This window comes from Streptomyces sp. BK208 (assembly GCF_004364245.1).
Taxonomy (GTDB): Bacteria; Actinomycetota; Actinomycetes; order Streptomycetales; family Streptomycetaceae; genus Streptomyces.
In genome coordinates this window covers 1-20,478 of the sequence record NZ_SOAV01000024.1, presented here as the reverse complement: position 1 = coordinate 20,478, position 20,478 = coordinate 1, and the positions used below count along the sequence as shown (strand labels likewise).

At 74.2% G+C, this 20,478-nt stretch carries 17 protein-coding genes; 11 read left to right on the top strand and 6 right to left on the bottom strand.

Annotation, left to right across the window (positions count from 1 at the left end; translation table 11 throughout):
• Positions 1-260: 260 nt before the first annotated feature.
• Positions 261-2,057: a phosphatidylglycerol lysyltransferase domain-containing protein gene (locus EV562_RS34730; protein WP_133890847.1), complete on the bottom strand. Its 1,797-nt coding sequence runs from the start codon at positions 2,055-2,057 to the stop codon at positions 261-263.
• A 184-nt stretch (positions 2,058-2,241) separates the two neighbouring features.
• On the opposite strand from EV562_RS34730, the gene EV562_RS34725 reads away from it, so the two are divergent.
• Positions 2,242-3,378 (top strand): alpha/beta hydrolase-fold protein, encoded by a 1,137-nt coding sequence (locus EV562_RS34725; RefSeq protein WP_133890846.1) that lies wholly within the window; start codon positions 2,242-2,244, stop codon positions 3,376-3,378.
• A gap of 132 nt (positions 3,379-3,510) precedes the next feature.
• Complete coding sequence (locus EV562_RS34720) at positions 3,511-4,779, top strand: hypothetical protein (protein ID WP_166662166.1); 1,269 nt, start codon at positions 3,511-3,513, stop codon at positions 4,777-4,779.
• Positions 4,780-4,822: 43 nt separating this feature from the next.
• Here the strand turns inward: EV562_RS34720 and EV562_RS34715 are convergent, their stop codons facing one another.
• Positions 4,823-6,109 carry a PH domain-containing protein gene (locus tag EV562_RS34715; protein WP_133890845.1) on the bottom strand — a complete coding sequence of 429 codons (1,287 nt, stop codon included), beginning with the start codon at positions 6,107-6,109 and terminating at the stop codon, positions 4,823-4,825.
• Positions 6,110-6,504: 395 nt separating this feature from the next.
• Positions 6,505-7,080 carry a PH domain-containing protein gene (locus tag EV562_RS34705; RefSeq protein WP_166662165.1) on the bottom strand — a complete coding sequence of 192 codons (576 nt, stop codon included), beginning with the start codon at positions 7,078-7,080 and terminating at the stop codon, positions 6,505-6,507.
• A 31-nt stretch (positions 7,081-7,111) separates the two neighbouring features.
• Between EV562_RS34705 and EV562_RS34700 the strand changes: the two genes are divergently transcribed.
• On the top strand, positions 7,112-8,263 hold the full coding sequence (locus EV562_RS34700; RefSeq protein ID WP_133890844.1) for an NADH-quinone oxidoreductase subunit D: 1,152 nt from the start codon (positions 7,112-7,114) through the stop codon (positions 8,261-8,263).
• On the opposite strand, the gene EV562_RS34695 is transcribed toward EV562_RS34700, so the two are convergent.
• Positions 8,228-9,334 (bottom strand): SAM-dependent methyltransferase, encoded by a 1,107-nt coding sequence (locus EV562_RS34695; protein WP_133890843.1) that lies wholly within the window; start codon positions 9,332-9,334, stop codon positions 8,228-8,230. The two genes, EV562_RS34700 and EV562_RS34695, sit on opposite strands and share 36 nt — an antisense overlap.
• 128 nt (positions 9,335-9,462) lie before the next feature.
• Here EV562_RS34695 and EV562_RS34690 point away from each other — a divergent pair, with 128 nt between their 5' ends.
• Together EV562_RS34690 and EV562_RS34685 are read left to right on the top strand one after the other, a co-directional pair.
• Complete coding sequence (locus EV562_RS34690) at positions 9,463-10,668, top strand: sensor histidine kinase (protein ID WP_133890842.1); 1,206 nt, start codon at positions 9,463-9,465, stop codon at positions 10,666-10,668.
• 62 nt (positions 10,669-10,730) lie between these two features.
• Complete coding sequence (locus EV562_RS34685) at positions 10,731-11,405, top strand: response regulator transcription factor (protein WP_133890841.1); 675 nt, start codon at positions 10,731-10,733, stop codon at positions 11,403-11,405.
• Positions 11,406-11,567: 162 nt separating this feature from the next.
• On the opposite strand, the gene EV562_RS34680 is transcribed toward EV562_RS34685, so the two are convergent.
• Positions 11,568-12,674, bottom strand: coding sequence for a DUF5937 family protein (locus tag EV562_RS34680; RefSeq protein ID WP_133890840.1), 1,107 nt, complete (start codon positions 12,672-12,674; stop codon positions 11,568-11,570).
• A 189-nt stretch (positions 12,675-12,863) separates the two neighbouring features.
• Here EV562_RS34680 and EV562_RS34675 point away from each other — a divergent pair, with 189 nt between their 5' ends.
• The gene (locus EV562_RS34675) at positions 12,864-13,133 is read left to right on the top strand and encodes a hypothetical protein (protein WP_133890839.1); all 270 of its coding nucleotides are present in this window, start codon (positions 12,864-12,866) and stop codon (positions 13,131-13,133) included.
• A 76-nt stretch (positions 13,134-13,209) separates the two neighbouring features.
• On the opposite strand, the gene EV562_RS34670 is transcribed toward EV562_RS34675, so the two are convergent.
• Positions 13,210-14,430 carry a beta-eliminating lyase-related protein gene (locus tag EV562_RS34670; protein ID WP_133890838.1) on the bottom strand — a complete coding sequence of 407 codons (1,221 nt, stop codon included), beginning with the start codon at positions 14,428-14,430 and terminating at the stop codon, positions 13,210-13,212.
• A 201-nt stretch (positions 14,431-14,631) separates the two neighbouring features.
• Between EV562_RS34670 and EV562_RS34665 the strand changes: the two genes are divergently transcribed.
• From EV562_RS34665 to EV562_RS34645, 5 genes are read left to right on the top strand one after another with little or no spacing between them, the layout of a single operon-like run.
• A complete protein-coding gene (locus EV562_RS34665; RefSeq protein ID WP_133890837.1) occupies positions 14,632-15,663 on the top strand; it encodes a DUF2520 domain-containing protein in 1,032 nt (343 codons plus the stop codon).
• Positions 15,660-16,670, top strand: coding sequence for a pantoate--beta-alanine ligase (panC, locus tag EV562_RS34660; RefSeq protein ID WP_133890836.1), 1,011 nt, complete (start codon positions 15,660-15,662; stop codon positions 16,668-16,670). The genes EV562_RS34665 and panC overlap by 4 nt, the downstream gene beginning before the upstream one ends.
• A complete protein-coding gene (locus EV562_RS34655; protein ID WP_133890835.1) occupies positions 16,667-18,400 on the top strand; it encodes an L-aspartate oxidase in 1,734 nt (577 codons plus the stop codon). Before panC ends, EV562_RS34655 begins: the two co-directional genes overlap by 4 nt.
• A gap of 5 nt (positions 18,401-18,405) precedes the next feature.
• Entirely contained in the window at positions 18,406-19,395 is a 990-nt protein-coding gene (gene nadC, locus EV562_RS34650; protein ID WP_133890848.1) for a carboxylating nicotinate-nucleotide diphosphorylase, read from the top strand.
• Between the two features lie 4 nt (positions 19,396-19,399).
• Positions 19,400-20,197: a type III pantothenate kinase gene (locus tag EV562_RS34645; RefSeq protein ID WP_133890834.1), complete on the top strand. Its 798-nt coding sequence runs from the start codon at positions 19,400-19,402 to the stop codon at positions 20,195-20,197.
• The last annotated feature ends 281 nt before the right edge of the window (positions 20,198-20,478 follow it).

Sequence of the window (20,478 nt, the reverse complement as noted above, 5' to 3'; positions counted from 1 at the left end):
GGCCCGCCCCCAGCTGCGGGCAGTCGTGCCGCTGGGGCGGCACGGGTGGGCGCAGCGGCACCCCGCAACGCCGGGTACGCGTCTCCTCGCGCCTGCAACCACCCCGGCCCACCGGGAAACGCCGGGACGCGGACCGCCCCACCCCGGCCCACCGGGAAACGCCGGGACGCGGACCGCCCCGCCCCGGCCCACCGGACGACGCCGGGTCGCGACCCCCGGGGCGGCCGGGTCGCAAGGCCGGTGTCAGGGCACCGGCCGGCTCACGCCGCCCGCGCCGGGACCTGGTGGGCGCAGGGCCGCCGCGCCGGCCTCCGGCGTCGGAGGAAGCGCGGCAGCGGTACCGTCACGAACCCCTCCGCCTGCATCGCGGCGAAGCCGATGCGGGGCAGGTCGGCGGAGCGGCGGTAGACCACGAAGCGCGGCTCCCACCGGGGCCGGAACTTCGCGTTGAACTTGTACAGAGACTCGATCTGGAACCACCGGGAGAGGAAGACCAGCAGCCCGCGCCAGGCGCGCAGGACCGGGCCCGCGCCGATCTTCTCGCCCCGCGCGAGCGCCGCGCGGAACATCGCGAAGTTCAGCGACACCCGCGCGACGCCCAGCTTGGGGGCGGCCTGGAGCGCGGCCACGATCAGGAGTTCGTTCATGCCGGGGTCGGCCGCGCGGTCGCGGCGCATGAGGTCGAGGGACGCCCCGTCGGTGCCCCACGGCACGAAGTGCAGGACCGCCTTCAGGTCGCCGAACTCGCCCGGCTCGGCGTCGTGCTTGTGGGCCGTCGCGATCAGGCAGTCGCCGTCGGACGGGTCGCCGACGCGGCCCAGGGCCATGGAGAAGCCGCGCTCGGTGTCCGTGCCGCGCCACGCGTCGGCGGCGCGGCGTACGCGGTCGAGTTCGGCGTCGGAGAGGTCAGCCACCCGCCGCACCCGCGTCTCGTAACCGGCGCGCTCGATGCGCTTGACCATCTGGCGCACGTTGCGCATCGCGCGGCCGGCGAGGGAGAAATCCACCACGTCCACCACCGCCTCGTCGCCCAGTTCGAGGGCGTCGAGACCGGTCTCACGGGTCCAGACCTCGCCGCCGGTCTCGGAGCAGCCCATCACGGCGGGCGTCCAGGAGTGGGCGCGGGCCTCGTCCATGAAGCGTTCGATGGCACCCGGCCACGCCTCGACGTCGCCGATCGGATCGCCGCTGGCCAGCATCACGCCGGAGACGACGCGGTAGGTGACGGCGGCCTTGCCGCTGGGGGAGAAGACCACTGCCTTGTCGCGGCGCAGCGCGAAGTGGCCGAGGGAGTCGCGGCCGCCGTGCCGGGCGAGGAGGGCGCGCAGGCGCAGCTCGTCGTCCTCGGTGAGGGAAGCCGCGGGGTGTTCGGGGCGGAACGCCAGGTAGATGGTGGTGACGGCGGTCAGCAGGCCGAGGGCGCCCAGGGAGAAGGCGACCGTCCAGGTGGTGTTGCCCCGGTAGTCGACCGGGCCCTCGACGCCGAACAGGCCGTACAGGACGTGGGTGATGCGGTCGGCCAGGCTCGGGTCGCCGAGCATGCGGTGCGGGTGGGCGCTGACCACGAACAGGCCCAGGGTGAGGGAACCGGCGGCCATCAGGACGAAGTTGGCCAGTGCCCGCCAGCGGCTGCGCGGGTCGGGAAGGGCGGCGAACTCGGCGCGGTGGCGCAGGAGGGGGACCAGCAGGGCCAGCGAGATCACCGCGCCGAGGAGGGAGTGGCGGTAGGTGAACTGGGCCACCGCGCCGAGCGGAAGCAGGGCCACGGCCGCCCGCCAGGCCCGGCGCTTGCGGCGCTTGAGGCCGTGGGCGAGCAGGAGGAGCAGCACACCGGCGCTGAGGGAGAGGGCCGCGGCGAAGGGGCCGAAGGCGCCCGGCAGGACTTCGGCGAGGGCGTGCATACGACTGTGCCGGAACCGGGGGAAGACACCGGCGGCGATGTCCAGCAGTCCGACGAGCGCGCAGGCGCGGCCGACGAAGAGGGGGACGTTCTCCGGGCGAGGGCCCCGCGGTATGTGACGTACGAGGGTGGACCTCGCCGGAACCGCGCCCGACATTTCCTCATCTGTCCTGACAGACATCGCACCTGTTAGTTCTGCGAGAGACCGTGGATCCGGGCCCGTTTCGGGCATCCGGCAACATTGCGCCCTCTAGGACGGTGTCTCGGAGGGAGAGGTTCACTCCCTTGATCGGAAAGCCCGTACGGACGGGCGCACGGGAAGTTCGGGCGGGTGGCGAGGCATGGGTCTGACGAGCGACAAGGTGTTGGCGCTGGCGGTGTCGGCGGGCGTGCTGCTGTTCGCCGGGACGGTGTGGCTGTGGCCGCGGCTGGCCGGGCGGAGCGTGCGGGCCGTCCTGGGGAGGGTGGGTCTGCTGCTGGCCACCCAGGTCGCGCTGTTCGCGGCGGTGGGTCTGGTCGCCAATCAGTCCTTCGGTTTCTACGGGAGTTGGGCCGACCTCTTCGGACGGGAGGACGGGCAGGGCGTGGTCGTGGACCACTCCGCCGGCGCGAGCGATGCGCCGTTGCGTGTAGTCGGCGGGCGAGGAGTGACGCACGGGGGCGGGGCGCTGCCCCAGGTCTCGGGGCGGGTCGAGGAGATACGGGTCGTCGGGCGTACGACACGGATCGCGTCACCCGCGTTCGTGTATCTGCCGCCGGAGTACTTCCAGGACCGGCACCGGACCCGTACTTTTCCCGCGGCCGTGGTCCTGACCGGCTATCCGGGTACCGCCGAGGCACTGGTGGACAAACTCCATTACCCGCGCACGGCACTGGAGCTGGCGAAGGCCGGCCGGATGCGGCCGACGATCCTGGTGATGCTGCGGCCCACCGTGGCGCCGCCGCGGGACACGGAGTGCGTGGACGTACCGGGCGGTCCGCAGACGGAGTCGTTCTTCGCGAAGGACCTTCCCGAAGCGGTGAGCGCTCACTACCGGGTGGACAAGGGGCCGCGGAGCTGGGGTGTCGTCGGCAACTCGACCGGCGGTTACTGCGCCCTCAAGCTCGCCGCGCACCATCCCGAGGTGTACGCCGCCGGGGCCGGGCTCTCTCCGTACTACGACGCGCCGAAGGACCCCACCACGGGTGATCTCTTCCAGGGCGACAAGGACCGCGAGAACCGGGCCAGCCTGTGGTGGTACCTCAAGAACAAGCCCGCTCCGGACACTTCACTGCTCGTCACCAGCAGCAGGACCGGCGAGACGAACTACAAGGACACGCTGAAGTTCATCGGGCTGGTGAAGGAGAAGAGGCCGACGCGGATCTCGTCGATCATCCTGGAAAGCGGCGGGCACAACTTCAATACCTGGCGGCGGGAGATTCCCGCGACGCTGCGCTGGCTGGACGAGCGGTTGAGCGGTGGCCGCACGCATAAATGATCTTGAAATGCCGGTGTAATTCGGCCGCTGCCGGGGATGTGGATTCCCTGCACCCTGTGAACACGTCGGAGATGGTCGTGTTTTTACGGGGCGGGGCGCCAAGATTCGCCTACGCGCGGTAAGTTTCTGGCCATGCCACGTGGACGTCACCGCCATTCCCCGCCTCTGCACAGGCTGCTTCCTCCCTCGGCGATCGCAGGTGTCTCGGTCGTCTGCGCCCTCGCGCCCTGGTTGTTCAGCGACGCTCTGATCCTGCGCGTACTGGCCGCTGCCGCCGCGGTGACGGCCGTGGTCGGCGCGGTCGTCATGCGCCACTGGGACACGCAGGCGGGCCGGCAGGTCGCCGACCTCGCGCGCGCGCGGGCCAGTGACGAGTGGCGGTTCGAGGAGCGGGTCGCCGAACTGGAGTCCGACCTGGAGGAGTCGCGCGAGCTGCGGCAGAAGCTGGAGCACCGGCTGCGGGCCAAGCGCACGGAGCTGGCGGGGCTGCGCAACGAGCACGCCTCGCTGCTGCGGCGCTACGCCACGGCGGAGACCGAGCGGGCCAGCGCGCTGGAGGGCCGCCGCCTGCTCGAGATCGAGGCCGCGCCGCAGACGCCCGCGCTGCCGGCGGCCCGCACCGCGCCGGCCCAGGAGGCACCGGGCGCTTCGGAGCAGGAGACGCCGGGCGCGTCGGGGCAGGACGTGTCAGCCGAGGAGAGCGGGGGTGCCGAAGAGGCCGCCGTTCCGGCGGTCTTCTCGCCCGAGGGCTCCCGGCTGTTCCTGCGCGCGAACGCCGCACTTTCCCGTCTCGACGACGGCGCGCCCTCCGGTCCGGACGGTGGCGACCGGGCCGGAGCCGCCGACGGCTCCGACGGTGACGGCGGTGGTGACGGCGGTGGCGAGAGGGTCGCGGCGGCCGAGGCGGGGCAGGAGGAGGGCGAGGCAGAGGGGCAGTCCGAGGCGGCCGACGGCCACGAGCGCAGCGCCGCCGCCTCCCCGGCCGCTTCCATCGACGAGCGGCCCGCGCAGTCCACCCAGCCCCCGCAGCCCACGCAGTCCACCCGGCGGACCGAGGGGCACTTCACGGTGCCGACCGCGGTGGCCGTCGTACCGGCGGCCCCGGCGCGGCGTCCGGTGGTCGAGGGCGACTTCGACTTCTTCGGCACCAAGCACCCCGAGGACGCGGCACGGACGGCGGACGGGGCCGGAGTGTCCGACGCCGCCCTGGAGACCGTCCAGAACGAGGATCTCGCCGACGTGGTCGGCCAGGAGGCGCTCGCCCTCCACAAGGCCGAGGCCGAGGTCTCCTTCAAGCAGGCCGGTGAGGAGTCCCGGGGTGTGGGCCAGGTGATCGACCTGACGGCCCACGACGAGACCGAGCAGATCGACGTACAGGGGCTGCGCAGCGCGGTCTCCTGACCCGCCGCGCCCCACACGCCCGCAGGCCGGCCCGGGGGCCGGCTCAGGCCATCCAGCGGTCGGGGAGCGCGTCCCGGCGGCCGGTCCGGGAGCGTTCGGCCTGGCTGTGCAGCAGCCGTGCCGCCTCGTCGGCGTCGCGCAGCCGTGTCGTCACGGTCTTGTTCGCCCCCGTGTCCACGTGGACGTCGGCCAGCCGCAGGGCGCGCCGCCACGGCCCCTGCGTCAGGCGCACGCTCTGCACCTTGGCGTGGGGCACCAGCGCCAGGCTGCGACGCAGCAGTCCGTAGCGGGCGGCGAAGACCGCGTCGGTGACGGCGAGGCCGTGGCCGCGCCACCACAGCGGCCGGCACCGGGCCGCACGCCGCGGCGGGCGGGACAGCTCCGGATCCGCCGGCACGGTCACCCCGGGCAGCACCCGCGCGACGACCGACTCGGCGATCTCGCGCGGGGCGACCGGCAGCAGGACGGAGTTCGACGACCCGGCCACGTCCAGCTCGACCCGCACCCAGTGGCGGCGCCGCCACAGCAGCGGCTCCACGATGCGCACGGTCTGCACCCGCCCGGGCGGCACCGTCTCGTGGGCGCGGTCCAGCAGGCCGTGGTCGAGGCGGAGGCCGTCGGGGGACTCGGCCACCGTCCAGTCGTACTCCCCGACGAACCGGCCCGCGCTGCTCGCGCCCGCGGCGCCCACCAGCGGCAGGGCGGTCGCCAGCACCGTCCACAGGTTGTGGGTGGCCAGCCACAGCAGTGTCGGCACGATCACGGCGGCGAGCAGGGTGCCCCAGGTCGCGCCGGTGAGCAGGAGGGACACGGCGAGGACGCCGGGCGGCACCCGCAGCAGCTGCCGTGCGGGAGCCTCGCCGACCTCGTGCGCCGTCTCCGGCGCGAACCCGGCCGCGCGCGCGAGCAGCTCGGCCCGCAGCCCACGTGCCTCGGCGGCGCCGAGAAAGGCCAGCTCGTCCTTCTTGCCGGTGCCTATGACGTCGAGCTTGAGTTTGGCGACCCCCGCGACCCGGGCCAGCAGGGGCTGGGTCACGTCGATCGCCTGGATGCGTTCCAGGCGGATGTGCGCGGTGCGGCGGAACAGCAGTCCGGTACGGATCCGCAGCTCGGTGTCGGTCACCGCGTAGTGGGTGAACCACCAGGTGAGGAAGCCGTACAGGGCGGCGGCCGGGATCAGTACGGCGACGCCGATCAGGAGGTGGGTCGTGGTCAGCCGGGTCAGTTGGCGCTGCGCCTGATCGGGATCGTGCACGGCCCACCCGACGAGCACGGCGACCGGCGCCCACGCCCGCCGCAGGGGCGTGACGGGGTGCAGGCGGCGCTCCACGACGCCGGGGGCGGTGCTGCCGGCGGCGGGTCCGGTTGCCCCGGTGCCGGTGCCGGTGCCGGTGCCGGTGCCGGGGCCGGTGCCGGTGTCGGCACGGTCAGCCCCTGCGGCCTCGGGCGAGGAGGGCGCCGTACGGGTGGTGGGGGCCGCGGTGGGGGCCCCGGCGGGGCCGTGTCCCGGTTCCCGCGGTGCGGTGTCCGGGGCCCCGGACGTGCCGGTGCGAGCTGTCCGGCCGGGTGTGCCGGTCGGGACGCTGCGGTCGGTCGGAACGGGCTCGCCCGCCGTGCCCGTCCCGGCTGCCGGTCCGGGCTTACCGTGCGCAGAGCTGTTCGCGCCCGTGGTCTCGTGCCCCGTCGTCACGTCCTCGGGTGGGCTTCCCTCGACGCCGGGCCCGTTCACAGGCCCGCCGATCGGGCCTCGCCCAGCTCGGTGAGGCGGTCGCGGAGGCGTTCCGCCTCGGCCGGGTCGAGGCCGGGGATGGTCGCGTCCGTCGCGGCGGCGGCCGTGTGCAACTGGACGCTGGCCAGGCCGAAGTGCCGTTCGACCGGCCCGGAGGTCACCTCGACCAGCTGCATGCGCCCGTACGGGACCACGGTCTCCTCCCGCCACAGCACGCCCCGGCTGATCAGCAGGTCGTCGGCGCGCTCGGCGTACCGCCAGGAGCGCCAGTTGCGTGCCAGCATCACCCAGCCCCAGGCCAGCAGGGCCAGCGGCAGGAGCGCCAGGGCGGCCCAGGAGGGGGCGAGGAACAGCGCGGGCAGCACGCCGGCGGCGAGCGCCAGCAGCCCCAGCCACACGACCAGCAGCAACCGCCGCATGTGCAGTAGCCCCGGTGGCAGGCCCGACCACACCGGGATCTCCCGTGCTGGTCCCGCTGGTCCCGCTGGTCCCACTGGTCCCTCCGACCGCTCCGGGCCTGTCGCCCCGGTCGTCCCCGCCGTGCCCGTGTCGTCCGGGCTCCCCGTCTCCATGGGGCCAGCGTACGTAGGGGAGACTGGGTTCATGACTCCTACGACGGAGACCATGGTCGGAATCGGCGGCGCCGCGGAGAGCACCGACATGGTGCTCAACATCGGGCCGCAGCACCCGTCCACCCACGGCGTGCTGCGACTCAAGCTGGTGCTGGACGGCGAGCGCATCACCAGCGCGGAGCCGGTGATCGGCTACATGCACCGCGGCGCGGAGAAGCTGTTCGAGGCCCGTGACTACCGTCAGATCATCATGCTCGCCAACCGCCACGACTGGCTGTCGGCGTTCTCCAACGAGCTGGGCGTCGTCCTCGCCGTCGAGCGGATGCTCGGCATGGAGGTCCCCCCGCGCGCGGTGTGGACGCGGACCCTGCTGGCCGAGCTGAACCGGGTGCTCAACCACCTGATGTTCCTGGGGTCGTACCCGCTGGAGCTGGGCGGCATCACCCCGGTCTTCTACGCGTTCCGGGAGCGGGAGGTCCTCCAGAACGTGATGGAGGAGGTCTCCGGCGGGCGCATGCACTACATGTTCAACCGGGTCGGCGGCCTCAAGGAGGATCTCCCGGCGGGCTGGAGCACGCGCGCGCGTGCCGCCGTCGCCGCCGTGCGCTCGCGCATGGACGTCTTCGACGACCTGGTGCTCGGCAACGAGATCTTCCGCGGGCGTACGCGGGGCGTGGGCGCCCTGTCCGCCGAGGCCGTGCACGCCTACGGCGTCAGCGGTCCCATCGCGCGGGCCTCCGGCGTCGACTTCGACCTGCGCCGCGACGAGCCGTACCTCGCCTACGGCGAACTCCAGGACACCCTCGAGGTCGTCACCCGCGCCGAGGGCGACTGCCTGGCCCGCTTCGAGTGCCTCCTGGCGCAGACGCACAACGCCCTCGACCTCGCGGACGCCTGCCTGGACCGCCTGGCCGAACTGGCGCCCGGACCGGTCAACCAGCGTCTCCCCAAAGTGCTGAAGGCGCCCGAGGGCCACACCTACGCCTGGACCGAGAACCCGCTCGGCATCAACGGCTACTACCTGGTCAGCAAGGGCGAGAAGACCCCGTACCGGCTGAAGCTGCGCTCGGCCTCGTACAACAACATCCAGGCGCTGGCCGATCTGCTGCCCGGGACGCTGGTCGCGGACATGGTCGCGATCCTGGGGTCACTGTTCTTCGTGGTCGGCGACATCGACAAGTAGCGCGGCGGCGTCCACCGCGCCCACCGGCTGGAGCAGCCAGACGAAGTCTCCCAGTCCGCCCGGCGCGGTCAGCTCGGCGGCCTGGGAGGCGCTCGCGAGACCCCGGACGTACGCCGCCGGGTCCGTGGACGCCAGCGCGAGCGGGGGGCGTGCGCCGGTGACACCGAGCGCCCGCAGGACCTCGCGCTGGGGGCGCACGAGCGCATCCCGGGGTGGCTGTCCCGGAGCGCACCTCGCGGCGTGGGCGGCCGCGCACGCGTCCAGTGCGACGTGCGCGGTGATGTCGCACGACCCGTCGGGCACCGGCTCCGTCTCCCGGCCCTCCCGGAAGCCCGTGAGCGTCCCGAACGGCGGGCGGGCGGCCGCGGTGTGCGCGTAGTCGACGGCCACCGCGAGTCCGCCGTCCCCGCCGTCGAGCGCCGCCACGGCGGACGCCCAGGCCTCGTCACGGGGGAGGCCGATCTCCGCCCGCAGCCCCTCCTCGCCGGTCAGCGGCCACCAGCGGGCCAGCCACTCGGCCTCCGCCCCGGTCACCGGCTCCCCGAGCCGCTCGGTGCCGTCGCCGCGGACGAGCACCCGGCGCGCCACGCCCCCGGCGTCCACCTCGGCCACCTCCACCGGCACGTTGTCCAGCCACTCGTTGGCGAACAGCAGCCCGGTGACGCCGGGCGGCGGCTCCGCGAGCCACCGGACCCGCCGGTCGAGCCCCGCGGGGCGGGCGGCGACCTCGACGGCGTACGCCCGCGTGCGCGCCGCCACGTCGGCGGGCAGGGCCGCCAGCACCCCGGTGACCAGCTCGCCCCGTCCGGCCGCCATGTCCACGAAGTCCAGCGCGGCGGGCCGCCCCAGCGCCTCGTCGACCCGGCACAGCAACCGCGCCACCGCCCCCGCGAACAGCGGCGACGCGTGCACGGACGTGCGGAAGTGCCCGGCGGGGCCCTCCGCCCCCGCGCGGTAGAAACCCCGCGGTCCGTAGAGGGCGTGCTGCGCGGCCTCGCGCCAGCCCCGCCATTCCCCGTGCGTCTCCGGAGCCCCTCCGGGCCCTGATGCCCCTGCTGCCCCTGCTGTCACAGAACCAGGCTAGGGGCGCGGAAGTGCACAGGAGATCGGAGCCTCCACCTTGCGGAGTACGCGCGGGGGATGCGGATCGGTCCTCCGGTTGACCCCTGCACCTATTCCGCTTCCCTACGCTGGGTCACGTGCAGCGCCTCTATGACTTCCTCCGCAGACACCCGACCGGGGTCGACACCTTCTGGGCCCTCGTCGTGCTCGGGATCTCCGTCGTGTCCGCGGCGACCCCGGGGACGCGGGTGGACGGGACGGACAACCTGGCGCTGATCCTTCTGTTCGTGGTGCTGCTCAGTGTCGTGATCGCCCTGCGGCAGCGGACGCCGGAGCGGATGCTGCTGCTCGTCATCGCCCTCGGCGTGGGGCAGCTGGTGCTCGACGTCTCGACGATGCCCGCCGACTTCGCCTTCCTGGTGATCGTCTACACCGTGGCGGCGACCGGTGCCCGCTGGGCCTCCCGTACCGCGCTGGCCACCGGTCTGTGCGCGGCGCCCCTCGCCCAGCTGCGCTGGTCCGACAGCGAGCTGAGCATGGGCGCCACCATCGCCGTCACGGTCTTCCAGGCGGTGCCCTTCGCCCTGGCCTGGGTGCTCGGTGACTCCGTCCGTACCCGCCGCGCCTACTTCGCGCAGCTGGAGGAGCGCGCGACCCGGCTGGAGAAGGAGCGCGAGGCACAGGCCAAGGTCGCGGTCGCCGCGGAGCGCGCCCGGATCGCGCGCGAGCTGCACGACGTCGTCGCCCACAACGTGTCCGTCATGGTGGTGCAGGCCGACGGGGCCGCCTACGTCCTGGACGCGGCACCCGAGCAGGCGAAGAAGGCCCTGGAGACCATCTCCTCCACCGGCCGGCAGGCGCTCGCCGAAATGCGCCGCCTGCTCGGCGTGCTGCGCACCGGCGAGCACAAGGAGGCCGGGGAGTACGTCCCGCAGCCCGACGTCCAGCAGATCGAGGACCTCGTCGAGCAGTGCCGGACCTCCGGGCTGCCCGTCGACTTCAAGGTCGAGGGCACCCCGCGGCAGCTGCCGAGCGGCGTGGAGCTGACCGCGTACCGCATCGTGCAGGAGGCGCTGACCAACACCCGCAAGCACGGCGGGGAGAACGCGGGCGCGAGCGTGCGCCTGGTCTACTTCGACGACGGTCTCGGACTGCTCATCGAGGACGACGGCAAGGGCGCCCCCCACGAGCTGTACGAGGAGGGCGGCTTCGACGGCCAGGGCCACGGTCTGATCGGCATGCGCGAGCGCATCGGCATGGTCGGCGGGACCCTGGACGCCGGTCCGCGTCCGGGCGGAGGATTCCGCATCAGTGCGCTGCTGCCGCTGAAGCCCGCGCACTGACCACCGAAGACCGTACGCACGTACGGCACTGACACCTGTAAGGCAGAGGAAGAAGAGGCCCGATGGCGATCCGCGTGATGCTCGTCGACGACCAGGTGCTGCTGCGCACCGGGTTCCGGATGGTGCTGGCGGCCCAGCCGGACATGGAGGTCGTCGCGGAGGCGGGCGACGGCGTCGAGGCGCTCCAGGTGCTGCGCTCGACCGCCGTGGACGTCGTCCTGATGGACGTCCGCATGCCCAAGCTCGACGGCGTGGAGACCACCGCCCGGATCTGCGTGGACCCGAACGCGCCGAAGGTGCTGATCCTGACCACCTTCGACCTCGACGAGTACGCGTTCTCGGCGCTGAAGGCGGGTGCCTCCGGCTTCATGCTCAAGGACGTGCCGCCCGGCGAGCTGCTCGCCGCGATCCGCTCCGTGCACAGCGGCGACGCGGTGGTCGCCCCGTCCACCACCCGGCGCCTCCTGGACCGCTTCGCGCCGATGCTGCCGGCCACCGGCCAGGAGCCCCGGCAGAAGGAGCTGCAGCGGCTCACCGAGCGGGAGCGCGAGGTGATGGTGCTGGTGGCGCAGGGCATGTCCAACGGCGAGATCGCGGCGCGGCTCGTGCTGTCGGAGGCGACCGTGAAGACCCACGTGGGCCGCATCCTGACCAAGCTGAACCTGCGCGACCGCGTGCAGGTGGTGGTCCTGGCCTACGAGACCGGGCTGGTACGGGCGGGCGGCGGACAGGGCTGACGCCGGCGCGACGGCGGTGGCGGGCGGGCGGGAGGGGCCGGCGTGCGGCCTTACGGCACGTACGGCACGTACGGCCGAGCGAATTCCCCGAGTGACCGGCTGTTGCGCGGGCGAGTGTGCGGGCGGGCGACTGCCCGAGCGGGCATCCGTCCCGCGTACCGCCTAGCGCAGGATGCCCTCCAGGAAGTCGCTGCCCAGGCGGGCCACCACCGTGACGTCCAGCTGGTGCAGGACGTACCGGCCGCGGCGCCGCGTGGTGATCAACCCGGCCTTCTTCAGCACGCCCAGGTGGCGGGATATCTCGGGCGCCGTCATGCCGTGCACCTGCGCCAGCTCGCCGGTGGTGTACGCGCTGCGGGCCAGATACCGGCAGATCCTCATCCGTACGGGGTGGGACAGCGCGGACATCCGCATCGTGAGCTGCTCCACCGAGGGCGGTGAGGCCAGCTCGGGAGAGCCGACCGGGTAGTGCAGCACCGGCTGCCAGCCGTGCCGGTGCAGGACCATCAGGTGCGGCCAGCCGAGACTGGTCGGGACCAGCAGCAGACCGCCGTCCGCCGTCGCCGAACGGCCGTCACCCAGCTTGTCGACGGTGATCCGGGCGGCGTCCTCGTCCAGGGTCACCGCGGGGGACACGGCGGCCAGCGCCTCGGCGAGGCCCTTGTGGCGCAGCAGGTCCGTCTTGCGCCGGGCGTCCGCCGCGAGCTGGTGCTGCAACCGGGACCAGGCCTCGGCGAAGAAGGCCTCGTCGCAGTCCCGCGCGAACTGCCGCAGCCAGTCCCGGATCCGCGGCGGGTCGGCCAGCAGCCGCTCGCTGAACCGCAGCTGCTGCGGTCCCCGCGCGGCGGCCAGGTCCAGCGCGCGCCGGCGCACCTCGGGGTCGTCGAGCGCCGAGACCCCACCGGTGCTGTACGGCAGCGCGCAGGTGAACTCCAGGGCCGCGTCGACGAACTGCTCGTCGGACAGCTTGTCGAGCAGGTCGAGGTCGTCGGCGAGGGTGGCACCGGGCAGGGTGCTGCGGCCCGGCACCCCGGCGAACGGCATGAACAGGTCCGAGAAGGTCGTCCGCCACAGGAAGTCGGCCTCGCACATCCGGTCGGCCAGATGCGAGTCGAGCCGGGCGGTGACGCCCGTCGCCCAGCCCTGCAGGCCCGGGTGGTGGGCCGGCTCGGACAGCGCGTGCAGCGCCATGCCCAGCTCGGCCAGGGGAGAGGGCACGACGGCGATTCTCTCCGGCCGCAGCCCCGTGATGTCGATGCGCACGCTCATGACCCCATGGTGCACGGCGCCACCGACAACGCCGCCGCCGATTGACGGCGGCGGTCAATCGGCGCGACCGAAGGGCGGGGGCCGGCGCAGGCTGGGTTCACCGGGGCAGCCGCGGAGCCCCTTCCTCCCTCCTTCCTTCTCCCCCGTCACGCCCCCATGTGCGCGCTCTTCCGACGAAGGTGATCCGCCGTGAGCATCACGCAGCAGTACCTCCTCGACGCCTACCGTGCCCGGCAGCTCGGCGAGCCCGTGCCGCCCGCACCGGGCGCGCACGACCTGCGGCTCGTGCGCGAGTGGCACGGCCGCCGCCGGTTCCGGGCCGTGCTCGCCGGCCGCCCCGCGCACGGCCCCGTACGGCGTGCCCTGCGCCTCCGGTGGACCCTGTGGCGCCGCACGTCCCGAGCCGACCGGGCGGTGCGGGACCGGCAGGTCGGGCCCCGGCCGGGCCGCCAAGGCTGACCCGGGGCGGCGCGAGACCGGCATGCCAGGCCCCCAGCGGCCGCGAACGGTTGACCAGGGCGGTCCGATGCCGCCGTCAGGCCTTCAGCCGGGCCGCGAAGTCGACGACCGCCGCCCGCACCTCGTCGGCCGTCCAGTCGAGTCCCGACTCGTCCACACCGACCTCGGTCCTGGCGATCCCGGGGCCGGCCCCGCTCCAGGGGCGGGAGAACAGCATCGTCCCGGTCTCCTCGGCCTGCCGGAGCGCCGCCTCGCTCGCGGTGTCGGCGTCGCAGGGCAGCCAGACCTGGAACTCGTGGGTGTGCGGCACCTCGGGGTGCACCCGCGCCCACGGCAGGCCGGTCGCCGCGAGGCCCTCGCGCAGCGCGTCGGCCACCACGCGCGCGTGGGCCACGTACCGCGGCAGCCGGGGCAGCTCGCGCTCCAGTCCGGCCAGGGCGGACAGCACCGTGGGGAACTGCTGGAACACCTGGCCGCCGTACCGGTGCCGCCAGGCCTTCGCCTCCTCGATCAGGGTCCGGGGCCCGGCGAGAGCGGCGCCGCCGTAGCCCTTGAGGGACTTGTAGAACGAGACGTACACGCTGTCCGCCAGGCCCGCGATCTCGGACGGCGGGCGGCCGAAGTGGACGGTGCACTCCCACAGGCGGGCCCCGTCGAAGTGCACCACCGCGTCGCGCTCGCGAGCGGCCTCGACGACCTCGGTGAGTTCCTCCCAGGTGGGCAGCAGGTATCCGGCCTCCCGCAGCGGCAGTTCCAGCATCAGCGTCCCGAACGGCTCCTCGAAGCCGCGCACTTCGTCGGCGGTCGGCTGCCGGGGCGCGTCGGTCAGCCGTACCGGACGCAGGCCGCTGACCCGGCTGAAGGCGTTCCGCTCGTGCACCTCGGGGTGCCCGAGCCCGTGCAGGGCGACGACCGGGTTGCCGGTGCGCCCCGCCCAGCAGCGCAGGGCCACCTGCTGGGCCATGGTGCCGGTCGGGAAGAAGGCGGCCGCCTCCTGGCCGAGCAGCGCGGCGGTCCTGTCCTCCAGGTCCGCCACGATGCCGTTGCCGTACAGGTCGGCGGGCTCGTCGAGGTCGTACAGCTCCTCGGCCCCGTCGAGCAGGGCGATGCGCTCCCGCAGGGTCGTGGTGAAGCCCGGGCGGGCGAGCACGCGCCGCGCGCCGCGCAGGGCGGCCGTGCGCCGTTCCCGGCGGCGCGCGTTCCGCTCCTCCTCCGTTTCGGCGCGTCCTGCCGTTTCGGCCTGGTCCGCCGTTTCGGCCCGTCCTGCCGTCTCTTCCTGGTCTGCCGTGTCGTTCATGCAGGGATCATGTCGCGCGGACCGCGCGCCGGGCACCCGGGCCTGCGCACACGTTCCGACACGCGCGCGAGGCGGGTGCTCCGCCGCCGAACGGAAACCCACAGCCTGTGGACAACCGGACGCCGCCCGGACCGATCGCGTTAACATGACGAGAAATCGTCCGGTACCCCGAGCGGACTGGAACGGGAAGGCCGCCGTCGCGTGAACACAGCCCCACAGCCAGACCCCAAGGACCGCCCCGCGCGGCTCACCGTAGGCGTTGTCGGCGCCGGGCGGGTGGGTCCCGCGCTGGCCGCCTCCCTGCAGCTCGCCGGGCACCGCCCGGTGGCCGTCTCCGGAGTCTCCGACGCCTCCCGGAGGCGGGCCGCCGCCCTCCTGCCCGACGTGCCGCTCATGACGCCGGCCGAGGTCCTCGGGCGCGCCGAGCTGGTTCTGCTGACCGTCCCGGACGACGCCCTGCCCGGCCTGGTGGCCGGACTCGCCGAGACCGGCGCGGTGCGTCCGGGCCAGCTGCTGGTGCACACCTCCGGGCGGTACGGCGCCCGGGTCCTGGACCCCGCGCTGCGCGCCGGCGCCCTGCCGCTGGCCCTGCATCCCGCGATGACCTTCACCGGCACCCCCGTGGACGTCCAGCGCCTGGCCGGCTGCTCCTTCGGCGTCACCGCGCCCGAGGAACTGCGGCTGGCCGCCGAGGCCCTGGTCATCGAGATGGGCGGCGAGCCGGAGTGGATCGCCGAGGACCGGCGCCCGCTGTACCACGCGGCGCTCGCCCTGGGCTCCAACCACCTGATCACCCTGGTCGCCCAGTCCATGGAGCTGCTGCGCACCGCCGGCGTCGCGGCCCCCGACCGGATGCTCGGCCCGCTGCTCGGCGCCTCCCTCGACAACGCCCTGCGCTCCGGCGACGCGGCCCTCACCGGTCCCGTCGCGCGCGGGGACGCCGGCACCGTCGCCGCGCACATCGTGGAGCTGCGCGCCCATGCCCCGCAGGCCGTCGCCGGCTACCTCGCGATGGCCCGTGCCACCGCAGACCGCGCCCTGGACCACGGGCTGCTGAAGGCCGAACTCGCCGAGGACCTGCTCGGGGTGCTCGCCGACGGAGCCACGGGCGCCTCCGGAGCCACGGGTCCCTCGGGAGACACGGGCACCGGCAAGGGCAGGGACGCGCGGCCCGCCACCGACGAAGACCCCGGCCCCGAGGGCCCCGAAGGCACCGACGGAGGCGCCCGATGACCACCACCCCGCCCGTCCTGCTGCGCACCGCTGACGAGCTGCACGCGCGTGTACGCAGCGGCCGCCGGGCCGTCGTGATGACCATGGGCGCCCTGCACGAGGGCCACGCCACCCTGATCCGCACGGCGCGCGACCTCGTCGGCGCGGACGGCGAGGTCATCGTCACGGTCTTCGTGAACCCGCTCCAGTTCGGCGCCGGCGAGGACCTCGACCGCTACCCGCGCACCCTGGACGCCGACCTGGAGATCGCCGGACGGGCGGGCGCCGACGCCGTCTTCGCACCCTCCGTCGACGAGGTCTACCCGGGCGGCGAACCGCAGGTGCGCGTCAGCGCGGGCCCCATGGGGGAACGCCTGGAGGGCGCCTCCCGCCCCGGCCACTTCGACGGCATGCTCACCGTCGTCGCCAAGCTGCTCCACCTCACCCGCCCCGACCTCGCGCTCTACGGCCAGAAGGACGCCCAGCAGCTCGCGCTGATCCGCCGCATGGTCCGCGACCTGAACTTCGGCGTGGAGATCGTCGGCGTCCCCACCGTGCGCGAGGAGGACGGCCTGGCCCTGTCCAGCCGCAACCGCTACCTCTCGACGGCGGAGCGCCGCACCGCCCTCGCCCTCTCGCAGGCGCTCTTCGCCGGCCAGGACCGGCACGCCGCCCAGGAGGCGCTGCGCGCGCGGGCCCGCGAAGTGCCCGCCACCCGTGCCCGCGCCGAGGCGCTGGGCGCCCTGGGCGAGTCCCGCGCGGCGGCCGACGCCCACGCCGTGGCCACCTCCGCCCCCGGCAGCGCCACGGCCGTCCGGGACGCCGCCCGCCTGGTGCTGGACGACGCCGCCCGGGCCACCCCGTCCCTGGAGCTGGACTACCTCGCCCTGGTCGACCCCTCCGACTTCACCGAGATCGGCGACGACCACACCGGCGAAGCCGTCCTCGCCGTCGCCGCCCGGGTCGGCGCGACCCGCCTGATCGACAACGTCCACCTCACCTTCGGAACCCTCGGAGCCGCCTCGTGACCAGCACAGGCATACGACTGCACGCCCCCGCGCCCGGCTGGGCCGTCACCGCAGACGTGGTGGTCGTCGGCTCCGGCATCGCGGGCCTCACCGCGGCCCTGCGCTGCGAGGCGGCCGGCCTGAGCACCGTCGTCGTCACCAAGGCCCGCCTGGACGACGGCTCCACCCGCTGGGCGCAGGGCGGCGTCGCCGCGGCCCTCGGCGAGGGCGACACCCCCGAACAGCACCTGGACGACACGCTGGTCGCCGGCGCCGGCCTGTGCGACGAGGAAGCGGTCCGCATCCTGGTGACCGAGGGCCCAGGCGCCGTACGCCGCCTCATCGCGACCGGCGCGCACTTCGACGAGTCGGCCGAGGGCGGCCTGGCCCTCACCCGCGAGGGCGGGCACCACCGCCGCCGCATCGCCCACGCGGGCGGCGACGCCACGGGCGCCGAGATCTCCCGCGCCCTGGTCGAGGCGGTACGCGCGCGTGGACTGCGCACCGTCGAGAACGCCCTGGTCCTCGACCTCCTCACGGACGCCGAGGGCCGCACCGCGGGTGTCACCCTGCACGTCATGGGCGAGGGCCAGCACGACGGCGTCGGTGCGGTCCACGCCCCCGCGGTCGTCCTGGCCACCGGCGGCATGGGCCAGGTCTTCTCGGCGACGACGAACCCGTCCGTCTCCACGGGCGACGGCGTGGCCCTCGCCCTGCGCGCGGGCGCCGAGGTGAGCGACCTCGAATTCGTGCAGTTCCACCCCACGGTCCTGTTCCTGGGCGCGGACGCCGAGGGCCAGCAGCCCCTGGTCTCCGAGGCGGTACGCGGCGAGGGCGCCCACCTGGTGGACGCGGACGGCGAGCGCTTCATGCTGGGGCAGCACGAGCTCGCCGAACTCGCCCCCCGCGACGTCGTCGCCAAGGGCATCACCCGCCGCATGCAGGAGCAGGGCACCGAGCACGTGTACCTGGACGGGCGCCACTTCGGCGCCGACATGTGGGAGCACCGCTTCCCGACGATCCTCGCCGCCTGCCGCGCCCACGGCATCGACCCGGTCACCGAGCCGATCCCCGTCGCCCCGGCCGCCCACCACGCCTCGGGCGGCGTCCGCACCGACGACCACGGCCGCACGACGGTCCCCGGCCTGTACGCGTGCGGCGAGGTCGCCTGCACCGGCGTGCACGGCGCCAACCGCCTGGCCTCCAACTCCCTGCTGGAAGGCCTCGTCTACGCCGAGCGCATCGCCGCCGACGTGGCGGCCGGCCACTTGGACGGCACCCTCCGCGCGCGCGTACCCGCCCCCCTCCCGCACCCGTACCACCCGGAGCACCCGCTCCTCCCGCCCGAGGCCCGCCTCACCGTCCAGCGGATCATGTCGGAGGGCGCCGGCATCCTGCGCTCGGCCGACTCCCTCACGCGCGCGGCCGACCTGCTGCACGGCCTGCACACCGAGGCGCGCGAGGCCCTGCACGAGAACGGCAAGACCTCCGAGCCGGGCGTCGACACCTGGGAGGCGACCAACCTCCTGTGCGTGGCCCGCGTCCTGGTCGCCGCGGCGGCACGGCGCGAGGAGACCCGCGGCTGCCACTGGCGCGAGGACCGCGCAGACCGCGACGACACGGCGTGGCGCCGCCACGTCGTCGTACGGCTGAACCCGGACCGCACCCTCGCCGTGCACACCACGGACACGCCAGAATTCCCCCCGACCGTCCACGGCGCCCAGCCGACGCACCGTCCCCAGGAGCAGTGACAGCAGTGAACCCCTCCGACCCCACCGAACTCCCCCTCGCCTCCGGCGGAGGCTGCGGCGACGGCTGCGCCTGCGGCGCGGACACCGAAGAAGACGCCTACCTGGAGTGCGGCCTCGACCCCGCGCTCGCGGCACTCCTGCTGGACTCCGGACTCGACCCCGTGGAGGTCGAGGACATCGCGAACGTCGCCGTCCAGGAGGACCTGGCGGGCGGCGTGGACGTGACGACCGTCGCCACCATCCCCGAGGACGCCGTGGCCACGGCCGACTTCACCGCGCGCGAGGCGGGCGTCGTGGCCGGCCTCAGGGTCGCCGAGGCGGTGCTCTCCATCGTCTGCACGGACGAGTTCGAGGTGGAGCGCCACGTCGAGGACGGCGACCGCGTGGAGGCGGGCCAGAAGCTCCTGTCCGTCACCACCCGCACCCGCGACATCCTCACCGCCGAGCGCAGCGCCCTGAACCTGCTGTGCCGCATGTCGGGCATCGCGTCGGCCACGCGCGCGTGGGCGGACGCCCTGGACGGCACGAAGGCCAAGGTCCGCGACACCCGCAAGACCACGCCCGGCCTGCGCGGCCTGGAGAAGTTCGCGGTCCGCTGCGGCGGCGGCGTCAACCACCGCATGTCCCTCTCGGACGCGGCCCTCGTCAAGGACAACCACGTGGTCGCCGCGGGCGGCGTCGCGGAGGCCTTCACGGCCGTGCGCGAGCGCTACCCCGACCTGCCCATCGAGGTCGAGGTCGACACCCTGCACCAGCTGCGCGAGGTCGTGGACGCGGGCGCGGACCTGATCCTGCTGGACAACTTCACGCCCGACGAGTGCGAGGAGGCGGTGGCCCTGGTCGCCGGCCGCGCGGCACTGGAAGCCTCGGGCCGCCTCACCCTCGGCAACGCCAAGGCGTACGCCGACACGGGCGTCGACTACCTCGCCGTGGGTGCCCTCACCCACAGCTCCCCGATCCTGGACATCGGCCTGGACCTGCGAGCGGCGGAGTAGGGCCATGCTGCTGACGATCGACGTAGGCAACACGCACACCGTCCTCGGCCTGTTCGACGGCGAGGACATCGTCGAGCACTGGCGCATCTCCACGGACTCGCGCCGTACGGCCGACGAACTGGCGGTCCTGCTCCAGGGCCTGATGGGCATGCACCCGCTGCTGGGCGACGAACTGGGCGACGGCATCGACGGCATCGCCATCTGCGCGACCGTCCCCTCGGTGCTCCACGAACTGCGCGAGGTCACCCGCCGCTACTACGGCGACGTCCCCGCGGTCCTCGTCGAACCGGGCGTCAAGACCGGCGTCCCGATCCTCACCGACCACCCCAAGGAGGTCGGCGCCGACCGCATCATCAACGCGGTCGCCGCGGTCGAGCTGTACGGCGGCCCGGCGATCGTCGTGGACTTCGGCACGGCGACGACGTTCGACGCGGTCAGCGCGCGCGGGGAGTACATCGGCGGGGTCATCGCGCCCGGCATCGAGATCTCGGTCGAGGCGCTCGGCGTCAAGGGCGCCCAGCTCCGCAAGATCGAGGTGGCCCGGCCGCGGAGCGTGATCGGCAAGAACACGGTCGAGGCGATGCAGTCGGGCATCGTGTACGGCTTCGCCGGTCAGGTCGACGGGGTGGTCAACCGCATGGCCCGCGAGCTGGCCGACGACCCGGACGACGTCACCGTCATCGCGACGGGTGGGCTGGCGCCGATGGTGCTGGGCGAGGCGTCGGTCATCGACGAGCACGAGCCGTGGCTGACGCTGATGGGATTGCGGCTGGTGTACGAACGAAACGTGTCCCGCCTGTAGGTGCCCCGGGGTGGGTCGCGCCCCGGCGTCGTCCGGTGGCCCGGGGTGGGGCGGTCCGCGTCCCGGCGTTTCCCGGTGGGCCGGGGCGGGGGCGGGGCGAGGAGACGCGTGGCCCGGCGCTGCGGGGTGCCGCTGCGCCCACCCGTGCCGCCCCAGCGGCACGACTGCCCGCAGCTACGCGGCGGCGGGGCGGCGACCACCCGCGGCGACGCGGCGACGGCGACCGGCACCCGCGTACGGCGGGAAAGGGGCCGCCGGGGGATGGCGACCGGCACCCGCGT